At 46.4% G+C, this 14,593-nt stretch carries 16 protein-coding genes; 10 read left to right on the top strand and 6 right to left on the bottom strand.

Features of this window, described 5'->3' with window-relative positions; translation table 11 throughout:
* Window positions 1-49: 49 nt before the first annotated feature.
* Window positions 50-562 (bottom strand): MASE1 domain-containing protein, encoded by a 513-nt coding sequence (locus E5S67_RS28390; protein ID WP_172192302.1) that lies wholly within the window; start codon window positions 560-562, stop codon window positions 50-52.
* Window positions 563-978: 416 nt separating this feature from the next.
* Entirely contained in the window at window positions 979-1,152 is a 174-nt protein-coding gene (locus tag E5S67_RS32810) for a hypothetical protein (protein ID WP_216670775.1), read from the bottom strand.
* 30 nt (window positions 1,153-1,182) lie between these two features.
* Here E5S67_RS32810 and E5S67_RS28395 point away from each other — a divergent pair, with 30 nt between their 5' ends.
* The 7 genes from E5S67_RS28395 (at window position 1,183) to E5S67_RS28425 (ending at window position 3,810) form a co-directional block, all read left to right on the top strand.
* Window positions 1,183-1,521 carry a type II toxin-antitoxin system RelE/ParE family toxin gene (locus E5S67_RS28395; RefSeq protein WP_172192304.1) on the top strand — a complete coding sequence of 113 codons (339 nt, stop codon included), beginning with the start codon at window positions 1,183-1,185 and terminating at the stop codon, window positions 1,519-1,521.
* On the top strand, window positions 1,514-1,864 hold the full coding sequence (locus E5S67_RS28400) for a helix-turn-helix domain-containing transcriptional regulator (protein ID WP_216670776.1): 351 nt from the start codon (window positions 1,514-1,516) through the stop codon (window positions 1,862-1,864). Before E5S67_RS28395 ends, E5S67_RS28400 begins: the two co-directional genes overlap by 8 nt.
* A gap of 47 nt (window positions 1,865-1,911) precedes the next feature.
* Window positions 1,912-2,205 carry a hypothetical protein gene (locus tag E5S67_RS28405; protein WP_172192306.1) on the top strand — a complete coding sequence of 98 codons (294 nt, stop codon included), beginning with the start codon at window positions 1,912-1,914 and terminating at the stop codon, window positions 2,203-2,205.
* The gene (locus E5S67_RS28410) at window positions 2,195-2,416 is read left to right on the top strand and encodes a hypothetical protein (protein WP_172192308.1); all 222 of its coding nucleotides are present in this window, start codon (window positions 2,195-2,197) and stop codon (window positions 2,414-2,416) included. The genes E5S67_RS28405 and E5S67_RS28410 overlap by 11 nt, the downstream gene beginning before the upstream one ends.
* Window positions 2,417-2,537: 121 nt before the next feature.
* Window positions 2,538-2,786, top strand: a complete 249-nt coding sequence (locus E5S67_RS28415) for an AbrB/MazE/SpoVT family DNA-binding domain-containing protein (protein ID WP_172192310.1) — start codon at window positions 2,538-2,540, stop codon at window positions 2,784-2,786.
* Window positions 2,780-3,055, top strand: coding sequence for a type II toxin-antitoxin system PemK/MazF family toxin (locus E5S67_RS28420; RefSeq protein WP_246277021.1), 276 nt, complete (start codon window positions 2,780-2,782; stop codon window positions 3,053-3,055). The genes E5S67_RS28415 and E5S67_RS28420 overlap by 7 nt, the downstream gene beginning before the upstream one ends.
* A gap of 251 nt (window positions 3,056-3,306) precedes the next feature.
* Window positions 3,307-3,810, top strand: coding sequence for a DUF2243 domain-containing protein (locus E5S67_RS28425; protein ID WP_172192312.1), 504 nt, complete (start codon window positions 3,307-3,309; stop codon window positions 3,808-3,810).
* 71 nt (window positions 3,811-3,881) lie between these two features.
* Here E5S67_RS28425 and E5S67_RS33700 read toward each other — a convergent pair whose 3' ends face one another.
* Together E5S67_RS33700 and E5S67_RS28435 are read right to left on the bottom strand one after the other, a co-directional pair.
* Complete coding sequence (locus E5S67_RS33700; RefSeq protein ID WP_246277022.1) at window positions 3,882-4,037, bottom strand: DUF4351 domain-containing protein; 156 nt, start codon at window positions 4,035-4,037, stop codon at window positions 3,882-3,884.
* A 409-nt stretch (window positions 4,038-4,446) separates the two neighbouring features.
* Complete coding sequence (locus tag E5S67_RS28435) at window positions 4,447-4,812, bottom strand: hypothetical protein (protein WP_172192314.1); 366 nt, start codon at window positions 4,810-4,812, stop codon at window positions 4,447-4,449.
* A 162-nt stretch (window positions 4,813-4,974) separates the two neighbouring features.
* Here E5S67_RS28435 and E5S67_RS28440 point away from each other — a divergent pair, with 162 nt between their 5' ends.
* The gene (locus E5S67_RS28440) at window positions 4,975-5,127 is read left to right on the top strand and encodes a hypothetical protein (RefSeq protein WP_172192316.1); all 153 of its coding nucleotides are present in this window, start codon (window positions 4,975-4,977) and stop codon (window positions 5,125-5,127) included.
* Between the two features lie 38 nt (window positions 5,128-5,165).
* Here the strand turns inward: E5S67_RS28440 and E5S67_RS28445 are convergent, their stop codons facing one another.
* The gene (locus tag E5S67_RS28445; protein ID WP_172192318.1) at window positions 5,166-11,834 is read right to left on the bottom strand and encodes a translocation/assembly module TamB domain-containing protein; all 6,669 of its coding nucleotides are present in this window, start codon (window positions 11,832-11,834) and stop codon (window positions 5,166-5,168) included.
* Window positions 11,835-12,269: 435 nt separating this feature from the next.
* Here E5S67_RS28445 and E5S67_RS28450 point away from each other — a divergent pair, with 435 nt between their 5' ends.
* Both E5S67_RS28450 and murQ read left to right on the top strand, forming a co-directional pair.
* On the top strand, window positions 12,270-12,644 hold the full coding sequence (locus E5S67_RS28450; RefSeq protein ID WP_172192320.1) for a DUF3110 domain-containing protein: 375 nt from the start codon (window positions 12,270-12,272) through the stop codon (window positions 12,642-12,644).
* A gap of 217 nt (window positions 12,645-12,861) precedes the next feature.
* Window positions 12,862-13,776: an N-acetylmuramic acid 6-phosphate etherase gene (gene murQ / locus E5S67_RS28455; protein WP_172192322.1), complete on the top strand. Its 915-nt coding sequence runs from the start codon at window positions 12,862-12,864 to the stop codon at window positions 13,774-13,776.
* A gap of 179 nt (window positions 13,777-13,955) precedes the next feature.
* Here murQ and E5S67_RS28460 read toward each other — a convergent pair whose 3' ends face one another.
* Window positions 13,956-14,486 (bottom strand): P-loop NTPase family protein, encoded by a 531-nt coding sequence (locus E5S67_RS28460; RefSeq protein WP_172192324.1) that lies wholly within the window; start codon window positions 14,484-14,486, stop codon window positions 13,956-13,958.
* Window positions 14,487-14,593: the final 107 nt, after the last annotated feature.

Below are 14,593 nucleotides of genomic sequence, written 5' to 3' on the forward strand. Positions count from 1 at the left end.
TATCGTGCACACTAGCTAATTTAGGATGATTACATTTACGTCAAGGAGCTTAACTACACAGAGGCTTTGATTGTTTTCGGAGATGTCTATAGATTGTCCAAGGTGCTTTGCCAAGCAGACACATAGTTGTTACACAAATCGTAGCGTGCAAAGCAGGAGCCAGCAAAGCCGCGAATAGTACAAAGGAGAAAACATCTTGAGCGCGATCGAGCAAATGACGGTCTCTGATAGATCGGTTTATTAGATATACTGCTAAGAGTTGGCTTAATGCGTCGGCAATTCCAAAGATAAAACTGAGCAGGATACTCGTAGGTGTTAACTCTTGAGTAGAAATATTACTGATGAACTGACCTAAAAAGATACCGGGCAAGAGCGGATATCCTAATGACCAGATAGCGGCAAAACCAAGACCAGAACCTATCCAAATTGGTGTTGCAGCTCCAGGCAGGTAAGCCAGTGAGAGTGATATCTTAGAGACACCGAAGTAAATAATAGCAAGTAGAACTATTTGCAATATGGTTTTGCGATCTAATGCGGTTGGAAGTTTGTATATCCTGTTCATACTTCATCCTTTAAGGTGATTTACTTTTTTATGAAGTCTGTTAAACCAACACTTCGGACAGTTTTCAACCGCTAAGGGTATAATGAGGGTTTCAGGCTTTCGTCAAGCTCCGATACAAACGGTACAATGACACTTTCAGGCTCTCATTCACAAACTGTCCGAAGTATTAAGTTAAGAAGTATTGAGTTAATTTGAGTTAGAAATAGTTTTTGCCTAAGATGCGGTCAAATTAATTTTTCCAGCTTTTATCGCCCGATCGCACCCCTGACCTACTGAATCTTCCTAGATGCGCTAATTATAGTGCAATTAAGATTTATTTATTTTAAGAAAATCTTAAATTTTATTTAATTTTGATAAAAAATCGGCAAAAACCTGGGGGGGATGACAACCCGCCCGAAATGCTTATCCCTCCTTTGTCACTCTCGGATTGTCGCTACTTTCCTGACAGTCTCACAACTGACGCACCACGGAATAAATGCTGCGTCAGTTGTGAGTTTCAGTGATAATTGAGAATTACCACACTGACGCACCCTACCGCTTCGATCGCACGCCATGACATACAAAATCGCAGCTACCAGAAATGATATCATTTGACACTTAGGCTTTTACTACATAGAGTCATGGAAGTCCACAAGCGTGAAATTCAAACCTATGAAACCTTAGAAGGAAAAATCCCTTTTAAAGACTGGCTTGATGCTTTGCGCGATCGCGAAGGGAAAGCTAAAATAAAAGGTAGACTTCAGCGGGTTGCTCTTGGTAATTTAGGAGACTGTAAATCAGTAGGAGAGGGTGTTTCCGAATTGAAAATTGACTGGGGCCCCGGCTACCGGGTTTATTTCGCAGAAAGAGACTCAACTATTATACTCCTCCTTTGCGGTGGAGATAAAAGTACCCAAGATCGAGATATTCGCAAAGCCAAAGAATACTGGATAGAATTCAGGAGTAGAGACGATGCCTAAAACGCACAGTTACCATGATTATCTGATTAACTCGCTTCAAGATATTGAAGAAACTGCTGCTTATATTCAAGCAATTCTAGAAGAAACAGCACCGGAATCCGAACTGTTACTGACGGTACTCAGAGATGTAGTTAAAGCTCAAAGTCAAGTCTCTATTATAGCTGAAGACGATTTACAAAATTGGGATCAACTTCAGGAATTGCTGAAAGCATCAGGCGGAGAAGAGATTTACCGATTTATGGGTTTGCTGAAGGCTTTAGGATTAAAGACAGAGATTGCAGCAAGTCAAAGCAAAACACCAGAAGTATCAATAAATTCTCGTGAAGTAGGGTGCGTCAGCTAGGGACAAGGATTTGGCGTTTTATTTCATCCAGCGTGGAGGACTTGATAATGCAAAATTTAACTCAATTAACTCAGCTTGAATTAGTGCTTCTTGCATTAGTAGCTAGAGGTCGAGGAAAGTGCAATTGGTATCAACTGGAAAAGCAACTTTCCTGTCTAGATGTACCACGAGAACCTGGCATGATGGTTGTCTTAAAAAAACTGGCTGCTGATGGCTTGGCTAAACGATATACCGAAACAGATTCGTGGCGCGACAGATGGGAGTTGACGGCAGAAGGGTCGATTTTGATGACAGACGCAACCGTTTATGAACTCACTACTTTATCCGAATATGAAGTTTAACTTAGAAACCAGATTTGTAGTTTGCATTAATAATCAAGACTATCAAGCATCATTGGAAGTGCGAAAAATCTACCAAATAATACCGAATAATCGCGCTGCGGAACATCAATTTATCCGAGTTATTGATGAATCCGGCGAAGATTATTTGTATCCAGTCGCATATTTCGTGCCCATAGAATTGCCGAAAGCCGTAGAAGCAGTATTTGCATAGACAAAGGTTATGTAAGGGCGGGTTCACCAACCTCTATGTTTATAAACAGCAATCTCAATAAACCCGCCCCGCCCCATATTGTGTTACAATAAATCAGCCTGAGTGTTAACATCGCAAATGTATGACAGCTAAAATACACATCAGCAAATTAGGTAATTCCTTGGCTTTGCCAATACCAGACTACATAGTAAAATTTCTCAACCTTAAAGCCGAAGATTCAGTAATTTGCAGCATAGAAAATGGGAAACTGGTCATAGAGCCTGTAAATAATAAAATATCAAAGTATACCCTAGATGAATTATTGGCAGGCGAAATAGAATCTAGCGAAGAAGTCTCTTGGGGAAAACCAGAAAGAGAAGAAGTTTGGTAAACTATATCCCCGAACGAGGTCATTTTATTCGCCTCAATTTTGACCCTCAATCAGGACACGAACAAATGGGGACTAGGCCTGCACTGGTTGTGAGTCAAACTAAATTTAACCGAAAAATGGGGTTTGTGTTTGTTTGTCCCATCAGCAACACACAACGCAAAAATCCGTTTTATGTTCCCATTCCCGAAGGTGAAACAATAACAGGTGTAATTATGACGGATCAACTCCGTTATGCAAGATTATCGCGCAAGGCAAGCAAGTTTTCTTAGTGAATGTCGATCAGATATAATTGAGGAAGTTTTGAGGCGAATTCAACCTATTTTGTTTGAGAATATGACGGTTGATGAATAGTTAATCAAATTATAAACTAGATTTGTAGTTGGCATTAAGCATCAAGAGTATCCAGAAATCTCTCTCGCGGATGATGCGATCGCCCCTCCTCCCCAGCAAAACTAAAAAATGTACTGGCAAATCCCTTCACAGACCCAGGCTCAGCATTTAAAGCATCGGAGGTTTTCCATTGGACGATCGCACAAACTCACCAGCCACCGCTGTTAACAACCGCCGACCTCTAATTATCGCAGGAATTCTCCTCGGTATCGGTCAATCAGGCTTTTTTGACGGCATTGTGCTGCACCAACTCCTCCAGTGGCACCATATGTTTAGCAGCGTTAAAACCGATGCTACCGTTGCCGGTTTAGAATTAAATACCCTCGGAGATGGATTGTTTCACGCTGCGGATTGGTTGGTAACAGTAGCAGGTATCTTCTGTTTGTGGCGTGCTGTCAAGCGCAAAGATGTTCCTTTGTCAACTCAAACTTTTTTGGGTTCAATATTAATTGGTGCTGGATTGTTTGACTTTGTTGAAGGCATTGTTGACCATCAAATTTTGGGAATCCACCACGTCAAACCCGGTATCAACGAGTTAGCTTGGGATTTAGGATTTCTCGCTCTAGGTCTTATTTTAGCGCTGTTAGGTTGGATGCTGGTACAGAGAGAAGTCCCCGCAGATACTCAAGTTTAAATGAATGCAGAGATTGAGAATTTTACCAAATCCGCGTTAAAAATCCCTGACTCTCTATTTAACTCCTCAGTTCATCCCGCCGACTCCAACCACACAATCAAATCTTCTTGACTCCTAAAATCCAACAAAGCCTCTCCCAAATCATCTAACTGTTCCGCAGATAACCCCTGGATGCGAGTTTGAACTTCCTGTGTAACATCACCCACCCGCCGCACTATCTGACGCATAATTAATCCTATTTCCCCCTCAATTTTACCCCTTTGGATTCCTTGGGGGCGGCGTTGAGTACCTGCATTTCAACAATCACGGTTTTTTGCCGGTAATCTTGGCTTTGACATCCAGGTAAGTGTCTTTCAATCCTGTAACGCTTCCTGCTGAATAAGGGTAAATGATTTCTATTTCTTAGATGGTTGGTTCTCCGTTATACAGCATTGCATTTAGGAAGCTGATTAAAATTTCTGGATGTTCGGAAGCTCAGAATATTCTTTTGAATGCAAAGTCTGCTTTGGGACTGATGAAACGCATATTGTATAACGAAGAGGGAAGAAGGAAGAAGGAAAATGCAATATGTTAGGGATTTTTAGGTTGGTAGTTGCGCTTTACCACCCTGAGCACAACTACGAAGTTTTTCAATTGTCAGCCTGTGGCTTCAGTAGTAGTTGCAGGCGACATAACTAGCTTTCCAGTTATATCCATAGTCGCCAGCTTCAGCACTTCATTAAAAGCTAAACCCCGAATTTTGAGTTCCCACCGAATGCCTTTTGCTTTCATTCGCTTGGCTTTCCGCATATCGACATCAGCAGCTTTTTGATGCAAGAGCAAATATTTCATTGCTGCTGTAGCTTCTACTTTTGTGGGAAATGCAATATAAGTGATAAATCCGCCGTCCCAGTGATTGGCGTTGCGGACACTGCTGATAGTCGCCACTCTCGGACTAAAGCGGTTCCAGTAAAAGTCGCTGTAGCCGATCGACTGTGTATTAACTTGGAGTTTGTTTGCCATTTGACTTAACTCCTATAATCTTGTGTGCGGGGTTTGCAGCACCAATTTGCTGCTGTTACTATTATAGCAAATTAATTGGGAATGGGTATAGGATATGGGGTATTGCGATTATCATGTTCGGTTATACCAATTTAAAAAAGTATTGCTACAGTCCAGAATTTTATGCCAATTATTAAAAGTCGCCCAGCCTCACGCCGGACAGGGCAATGCCGTTTTCCTACAGAATTGGTATTATATCCCTCGGGATCTACCGTGTCGATCGCAGAATATGCGATTGCTTCACTCCGCTGTCGCTGCATTCGCAATGACAATTAATGATTGACGACTGCTGACTGTGAACTGTTGGCTGATGCCTAAAACCTCAATTCATATTCAGCCGTGACGCGGTTGTCTCCTTGAAAATTACTCGAACTTCTGAGTAAAATTTTATCGCTCAATCGATAACGCACAGTAAATTCAGTCGGTTGATTTGCTGACAAAACTCGAATGATTGATGCAGAAATATTGCGCGTGATGTCAAACCCAACTTCTAAACCTAAACCGAGAGAACCCGCACCCGCACTGGAACTAGCTGTTTGTGCTTCGTTGCCTCTAATCCGAGTGGGAAATAAGCGAAATTCGGTCAATCCCGTGGCGTTGGTAACCGCAGATTGAAGGTTGCTCAATAAACCCGCACCGGCTAAATTTGCGATCGCCAGTGTACTGTCTCCCTGTCCCAAAGTCTGCACGAAACTGCCGCCCAATAGCGCTACAATCTCTGTTTCCGATCGACTCGGAGAACTCCTCAACTCCAGACTTTCCGCCAACTGAGAAGCCCTTCCCTGCACTAACGCTTGAATTCGGACACTCCGCACGCTGCCGAAACTTGTCGGTTCGTCTGCTATTTCAGAGGCTACAGATGTGCCGGGAGTGCGGAACCGCGTTACTTCCTGCACCGAAGTTGCTAATCTCACATCCAGCGTCGGATCGAGTCCTTGTCCCGGTACAAAGGTAGCAGTCTGCGGGTATCCTCGATCGAGTCTAAACTCTGTGGTAAACAAATTCACCGACCCGGAAGTCAACCGAATTGTACCCTCCGGGCGAAGGTCATCTAAAGTTCCATTCACCGTCAAGCCCCCAGTCGCCTGAAAACTTAATATCGGCGCACTTGTTACCCGAATTCCCCGACCCAAATTCAGTCGCAAATCGTTCAATCCCACTTCAAAGGAAGGGGAAGGAGAAGGGGAAGGGGAAGTCGCAGCAGAAGTGGAAGCAGAAACATCAGTCGCAGGGGAGGGAGAAGATGTGGAAGCAGAATCAGAAGCAGAAGAGGCAGAAGCTAACTCAGTTGTGCCCCCGCCGGCACTGGGCAGAAATACTTCGCCGTTGTACAGTTCAATATTACCGCTCAACTGCGGGCGGAAAGCCGTGCCCCTTGCTTGCACTTGACCGACAACGCCGCCGCTGTACAATCCTCTGAGATTCAGTGCTAACTTGTCTAAATTCACAGCCAAAGGATTAGCCGCATCGACATCGCCCTCAGCAAAAGGCACAGACAGCGGAATCACGCCAGCGGCGACAACTTCTCCCTGACTCAACTGTCCCCGAATTCCCTCTACCCGAATACGATCGCCCTCAAAACGCACCGTCCCAGTCAGCCCTGTCAGCGGTTCTGGGAAGGCATTCGCGCGGACAGTTGCATTTTGAAAATTCGCGATTCCTTGCGCTACAGGCTCTTGCAGCGTTCCTCCGACACGAATTTGCACCTGTCCCTGACCGCTGACCCACGCAACTTGCGGAGTCAATACATTAATAATTGCCAAACCTTCATTTTGCAAATTCGCCCTCAAATCGATTTGATTGCTGTCAGCTTTCACCGCTGCAAAAGGCAACTCAAAAGGCAAACTTCCCTGCACTTCAATCGGTTCGGTTTGAGTTACCAAAGCGCTGCCGCCAAAATTCAGGCGGGCGTTGCTGTAGCTGAAACTGCCGTCGGCTTGTTTAATCGGTTCTCCGTTTAGCGTACCTTCAAGCAAACTCAATTCTCCGGTGGCTTGCGGGTTTTCCAAACTGCCGGCCAAATTCGCCCGCAAATTCAAATTTCCCGTGACATCCACAAAAGGCAGTTCCACCAGTTTTGCCAACTCTTCCACGGGCACATTTTCTACCCGCAACTGCCCGGATTGAGCTTTTTGCCCGAGTTGTCCCGAAAAGCCGATCGCACTTTTGCCCGATCGAATTTCCAGAGGCAAAACAGTTAAAATTCCCTCTTGAAAACTGCCTTCAATGCTGAACTTTTCAGCGACATATTGTCCCCACTGCCAGTTATCGCCTTTCACGTTAAATTGAGCTTGCACGCCCGTTTGCAAAGAACCGGCGACAGCAATTTCCGCGCCAAAAGTGCCTTGCAATTCAGATAAGGGAGGCAATTTTTCTGATGATTTCACTGCCTGCTGCTGCTGCAAAATTGTTTCAATTTCTGCCAAGCGGCGCAACTGTTCGATTAGCGGGGCATCCGGTTCTCCGACTGCCACAGTTTGCACGTCGCCACTGTCACCGTAAACGGGAGGTTTTAGGCCTCTAGCCAAGTCGCCTAAATTGAAATATTGCAAAGCGGCTAAAACCTGCTGCAAATTGCCTTGCTGGACGTTAACTTTCCCGGCAAATTGCGGGTTTGCGCCTGTTTGAACATTACCGGAAATTAAGTATTGACCGCTGCCTTGGCGGAATATGCCATTTGTGAGAGTGGCGCTGCCGTTAGCGTAGCTAAATTCCGCTTGGAAACTGTCACCTTTAATGTAGCCGATCGCCGGTTGGGCGATCGCAATTTGTCCGCTTGCTTGCAAAGTCGCCGGATTTAACGGCAGCTTCCAACCGGGCACATTTACTTGTCCCGAAACCGTGCCAGTTATCGGCCCCAAACCAGCCTCTTTCCCCGGTGATAGATTCAAAGCAGCGAGGGGAAAATCGCTTAAATTAACTCGCAAAGTTTCTCCCTCGGTTTGGCCCCTAGCCACAGATTCCCCGCGTTGAATTAAGAAAGATGTCGGCAGAAAAGATTGATTTAAAGCTACTTCAATTTTGTCGCTGGCGCCGGCCAAACGCAAATCTACACTTTTCCCAGCATCAGCATTCACAGTCCCCGCCAGTACCGGGTCAAAAGCGATTTGATTTACTGCTAAATCCCGCACTTCCACGTCGCCAACTAAGCTGAGGGCGGCGAGGGTTCCGGTGAGGCTGCCGGTAAAATCGACATTGCCGCGCAGGGGTGGGTTTTGCTGTGAGGAATTTTTGTCCGCAATTGCAGACAAAAATCCTAGTTGTTCTGCTGGTAAGGCTTCCAGATTAAAGTTGGCGAGTCTGACATCCAAATCTAAGTTGGAAATTGAGGGCCCTCCTTTACCTTCGAGTTCGACGTTAACAAAGCCGTTTGCCGTCAAACCGGGAGTTGTGGCGTTCTCAATTTCCACCCGTTTGCCGTCCCAATTAAATACTGCCTCAAAAGGTTGTTTCAAAAACGGCAATTCCGAGATGCGGAAACTGCCACCGGCGCGAACTGTTTGTGGGGAAGCGGCAATCGGCCCGGATAAATTGATATTGCCGTTAAACAGTCCTTGAAGCTGGGGTAGATTTGGGGCATCAGATACTGCACCTTGCGCTTGCAAGCTTTGTCGCTGCGACTCAAAAGCTTGCTGGAAGCGACTTAGAGCAATTTGCTGGCCCTCGATTGACGCGCGCCAATTCCCCGATGCGGCGCTGCCTTTAGCATTGACAATTCCTCCGCCGTTGGCGAGTCTAATTTGTCCGTCGCCGTTGGCGGTGATGCCGTTGGCGGTTAGATTATCTACTGTTCCCAAAATGCGGACTTGGCCGTCGAGGGTTCCGTTAATTTCTGGCGGTAAATTCGCTGTCAGCAAACCTGTTTGTTTGAGGGTTTGTTCTAAATTACTGACGGCAATTCCGTTTGTTGCCAGCAAGGCTTGCAAGTTGCCGTTTTCCAATTTTGCCGTAGTATCGATCGCCCCGAGTCGATCGACCAAAATCCGCCCTTCTCCGCTACCACTAATTCCCTTGGCTGTCAAGTTATCCAAACTGCCCGCTGCTTGGAATTCGCCGTTAACTCTGCCGTCAAATCCTTTAGGCAAAGTTGCCGTCAGCGGAAACAGTTGGAGATTGCGAACAGTTTGTTCTAAGCGGCTGAGAATAACTCGATCGGCATCGGCGAAAGCTTGCCAGCGTCTGTCTTCTAATTTACCTCTAAAAGCAAGAGTACCGTCCCCTATATTGAGTTGGCCGCTGCTGCTGACGCCTATGTCAGCGGCGGTTGAATTATCAAGACTGCCGCGGGCTTGAATTTGATTCGATATTTGTCCGTCTAACGATTTTAGATTTTGGATTTTGGATTTTAGATTGTTGATATTGGCGACTGTTTGGGGATTGTCAGCAGCGAAAGCCAAGCCAACATCTAACAGCGGCAATCCTAAATTTACTAAACGGCTGATGGAAGTGCGATCGGTTTCTGCCGTTCCCTGCCAGTTTCCGGCTACCAATTCTCCTTTTAAATTAACATTGCTGCCGGCAAGATTGAGTCTGCCGCTGCCGCTGGCATTGATGCTGCTAGCAGTCAAATTGTCAAGACTTCCCGATGCTGTAAATTGACTCGATAGCAGTCCGTCAATCGATTTTAGATTTTGGATTTTGGATTTTAGATTGTTGAGATTTGCCGATTGCTGATTTTCGGGATTGAATGCTGAAGCCACATCTAAAATCGGCAGTGTCAAATCTACTAAGCGGTTGATGGAAGTGCGATCGGTTTCTGCTGTTGCTTGCCAGTTTCCCGCTACCAGTTCTCCATTTAAATTGACATTGCTGTCGGCAAAATTGAGCCTGCCGTTGGCATTAACATTGATTCCGCCGGCAGTCAAATTGTCAACATTTCCCGCGGCTTTAAATTCACCTGCTAGCTGTCCGCCGAGCGATTTTAGATTTTGGATTTTGGATTTGAGATTGTCTAGATTGGCGGTTGAAGTGTTAGAATTAGCACGTGCTAAAAACGGCAAGCCAATATCAATTAATTGATTGACAGCTACTTTTTCAGTGTTGCCAACAACTTGCCAGTTACCCGATTCTAGTTCGCCATTAACATCAACAATACTGTCAGCAATATTCAGCGTTCCTTTGCCCGTCGCAGCGATCGCATTTAAACTCAAATTGTCCAGAGTTCCTGCTGCTTCGACGGTTCCGCTGACCAAACCTGCTAATTCAGGAGGCAAATTCAGCCCCGGCACGAGTTGCTGCAAACTGTTGAGGGCCAAGCGATCGCCCTCGATCAAAGCTTGCCACTGACGGTCTTTTAGCGCAGCATCCACGTTAACAGAAGCGTCGCCAATTTTCACAACCGTATTTTGCAAATCCGCCGAATTGCCTCCGGCTCGAATTTCGCCCGCAGCGGGGAAAGTCCCTTGCGGTGCTTGCCATTGAACTCTAGCTTGAATGTTGTCTAAGGGGCCGAAAACTTGAGCTTTGGCGGAGACAGTGCCAATTTTAACAGTAGCAGGAATCGGGAGAGCGTAAATTTGGGCGAGATTATCTGCGGGCAAGTTTTCAGCTTGCAAGTCAAACACCAAACCCGATCGCGAATTCTCACTTCCCAAAGCAATATCAACTTGACCTTTGCCGCCAATTTTACCCCCCGCCGCCGGCACTACCAAAAAATCGCTCAAAGTCAAAGCTAAAGAGGAAAACGGGGGAATAGAAGATTGAGAATTGGGAGTTGGGGTTTGAGCCATTCTCCCGCGTTCCAATTTGAAATTAGTGCTAATACTGTTTAATTGCAGTCGATCGACAGTAGCGGGTTTTGTCGAGGCGATCGCACCTGTCAGCACTGGCAAAGCAACGGTTCCAGTCAGCTTGACATCCGCCTTCACCTCCCCCGCAACAGCAACCGGCAATACTACTTTCTGCCCTAACTCTGTCTCCACCGCACTCACAACACTTGCAAAAGCGACTGGTTGCACGTTCGTTGTCAGATTGAAGCTAGCTCGATCCAAATTAAAATTAGTTCCAGTTGCAACTGTTCCTGCTATTCTCAGCGGAATTAGACCGTAATTAGCCGCCAGACTATCGACAATCACATTAGTTCCCTGAAACCGCAACTGACCGCTGCTATTTTGGACGATTTGTTTCAGCGGAGCAATACTGGCTTGCACTCCTGCAAAACTAGCAGTTCCGGTAATTCCCGATAGTTTATTGTCTCGCACTTGCACGGTCAAATTGCCATTAGCCAGACCTTTTTGTAAAGAAATGCCGGAAACTTTCAGCAAGCGAGCGAGGTCGGGTAAAGGCAAATTTTGACCTTGCAATTGCAGGTTAGTTTGAGCCGCAGGTAACAGAGAATCAGCTTTAAGGATAAAATTATCGCTGTTAGTAAACTGACCGTTTAATTCGTAGAGAACGCGGTGATTTTGGTCGCGAAATAGAGCACTGCCATTTTTTATATTTACAGATATAGCAGAAGTTTTTTGTCCGACTGGGGGACTCGGCACCAAAACTGCCGCGGCATTTTCAGCTCGAATTGCTTCAACTTCAGTTTTAAATAAACCCGGAGATTTCTGCTCCGCAGTTGGAATATTAACCCACCGGCCTTGAGCATCCTGTTCGATATAAGCGCTGGGTTTAACTAAGGTAATATCTAATTTGAGAGTGCGGTTGAACAGCAGCGGCCAAACCGAAAATTGCACTTCCACTGCTTCTGTAGAAGCGTAATCCGGATCGGTAGGAGTTGCAGGTAAAGTCGATCGACCAAACCGCAAACTTGTCAGAGAAAATCCCTCCAAACGTCCGAGTTGCACAGGGCGCTTCAGCAACTGACTGACTTCAGTTTCCACCAAAGGAGCTAACTTCTCCCGCACCCACTGGTGTGCTAGCACCGCCCCAACCAAGGCGATAATGCCCAATCCCGTTCCGCTAAGCAGCACCAGACGCCACCAGCGGCGGTGGGGGCGGGGTGCGAGTTGATTTTTTTTATCGTCCGAGTTAGTCATGGGTGTTTCTCAAAGCTTGTGAGAATTCAGGAATTGGGTGAGGAAATCAGCGGGTTTTAGACAGGTATAATTTCTGTGCTTCGTAAGCGTACCTTCTGCCTTTGGTAGACTCAGGACTGAGGCGGGAAGTGCCGGTGGCGCTTTAGCGAAGCCCGCCCCTACGGGGGCTACGCCAACGCAGAGGATCGAATTTCAAGATTCACGTCCCCCACTCGGGGGCAGAGTCTAAGAACCTTTACCAAACTTAATCAAAACACGCAACACAACCTAACACCAAGTATTCTAACTCCCCAAAATCCTCTCGCTCCCCGCGCGTGCAAGATCTGGAGTCAATCTAAAATCTAAAATCTAAAATCTAAAATTTAAAATCGACTGCTCGGTGGCCCGATCGCTCCTAAGATAAAAAAACGGTGGTTAAGAAGGTCTTTAAAACTTATGCGAGTGTTCGTCTTACTCTTCAATGCCCGCACCGAGAATGAGGGAATTCATACCATTCAACTCGGCGATCGCAATAAAGTTCTGATGTTTGAGTCAGAAGACGACGCCACCCGCTTTGGCGTGATGTTGGAAGCTCAGGATTTCCCAGAGCCCACTGTCGAGGCGATCGACGATGAGGAAATTAAGGAGTTCTGCGATAGTGTTGATTATGATTGGGAACTGGTACCGGCGGGCGCGCTGGCAATTCCGCCAGAAGACAATGTAACACAGACTCAGTGGCAGGCGGAGCTTGAGCCAGAGCCGGAGCCGGATTCTGACGTTTCCCAAAACGAACTGGATTCTATTCGCCGCCGACTCGAAGGACTTTTGTAAAAGGAAGGTGCGGCAACGGATTCTGTAGCGGATTTAACGGATGGATCTTGAGGGAAGAGAGAAGGAGGAAGAGGGAAGAAGGATAAATTTGATATCTTCGAGCTTTTTCAATCCTAGGCTCCATTTATATATAGAGGCCTCAGGCTGAAGCTGGGACTCTGTATGTCTCCTGACTTCGCTTGAAGGCCGACAACTGACAAATAACAACTGACAAAAAATGAAGAATTTGGAAGAACGGGGGCATCTGCTGACGGAACAGGTGAATGCCAACAGCGAGAATTTAGACCAACTCAGTTCGATCGAATTAGTGGACTTGTTCAACCGGGAAGACGCCCAAACCTTAAGCGCGATCGCCCGTGCCCGGGAACAGTTAGCCCGAGCGATCGACATTGCAGCCGAGTCTCTGCGTCAAGGAGGCCGCCTGTTTTACGTCGGTGCGGGTACTTCCGGGCGTTTGGGCGTGCTGGATGCGGCCGAGTGTCCCCCCACCTTCTGCACGCCGCCAGAACTCGTACAGGGCATAATTGCCGGGGGTGCGGGGGCTTTGGTGCGGAGTTCGGAGGATTTGGAGGATCGGACTGAGGATGGGGCTGAGGCGATCGGCCACCGTCAAATTACCAACTTAGATGTGGTTGTCGGGATTACGGCTGGAGGTACGACGCCGTTTGTCGCGGGCGCTTTGCAGGCGGCGCGCCAGCGGGGGGCGAAGACTGTGTTTATGGCCTGCGTACCCGTCGAACAAGTGAATTTTGAGGCTGATGTTGATATTCGGTTGTTGGTTGGCCCGGAGGTAGTGGCGGGTTCGACGCGCTTGAAAGCGGGCACGGTGACAAAAATGGCTTTAAATATCCTTTCGACTGGGGTAATGGTGAAGCTGGGGAAGGTTTACGGCAATCGAATGGTTGATGTGGCGGTGACTAATAAGAAATTGCGCGATCGGGCTGTGCGAATGTTGCAGGATTTGACTGATTTGAGCCGGGATGAAGCGGGTTTTTTGCTCGAAAAAAGTGGCAAGTCTGTAAAATTAGCTTTGATGATGCACTGGACTGGTTTGGAGAAGGAAGAGTGCGATCGAATTTTGGGAGAGTTTCAAGGAAATTTGCGCTCGGCTGTGGCATCAATTAGTCAGTAGTCAACCGATTTTAGATTTTAGATTTTAGATTTTGGATTGAAGAAAGAGGCCCCACTGATAAATCCGGCCCCCCAAACCAAATTGCTTTCGGTCAGCAGTCAGTAGTCATTAGTCAGTTGTTATTGGTTATTGGTTATTGGTTATTCCCCATTCCCCATTCCCCATTCCCCATTCCCCATTCAGTTGTCAACTGTCATTTGCGATATCGATTCCAAAAATTGTGCAATCTCTTTAGTGGATCTGATGTGATAAACACTTTTGGTATTTTGAGCGCGATCGACATACTCGCGATATCTGGGAGTCAAATACTTGTGACACAACCAAAGAGCGCGGTAACTATTAATTGAACTCTTCAATATCGGACTGTTTTCAGGCCAGCCTTCTGGGGGTATAAAGCTACCTGAAATCAGCCGTTTAGTCACCCACCAAAAATGCACGTATAGCGGTAAATCGACAAAAACCAGACTATCCGCCTCATTGAGTCGCAGCCAGAGGGTTTCCATGCAACCAAACCCGTCAATAATCCATCGATCGGTCGCCATAATTTTCTCATGGGTATGCTTGTATTCTTCATAGTTCACCTCAGCGCCCCCAGATTGATATTGAATCTTATCCAAGATGTAAAGTGGCAAACCAGTGATTTCCGATAATCTCTTGCTGAGAGTTGATTTACCGCCTCCAGCGTTACCAAACACGGCTACTTTTTTCATAATTTCCTTTTTAGTAATTTACTGTAGTTTAGACTAAAAAATGAGCGCAGCTAAAAGTAGCCACCTTTGAATGTCAGGCAAGCTGTTGCTCAAAAACTCAAAAAGTA

The sequence above is a fragment of the Microcoleus asticus IPMA8 genome (assembly GCF_013179805.1).
Classification (GTDB): Bacteria; Cyanobacteriota; Cyanobacteriia; order Cyanobacteriales; family Microcoleaceae; genus Microcoleus; species Microcoleus asticus.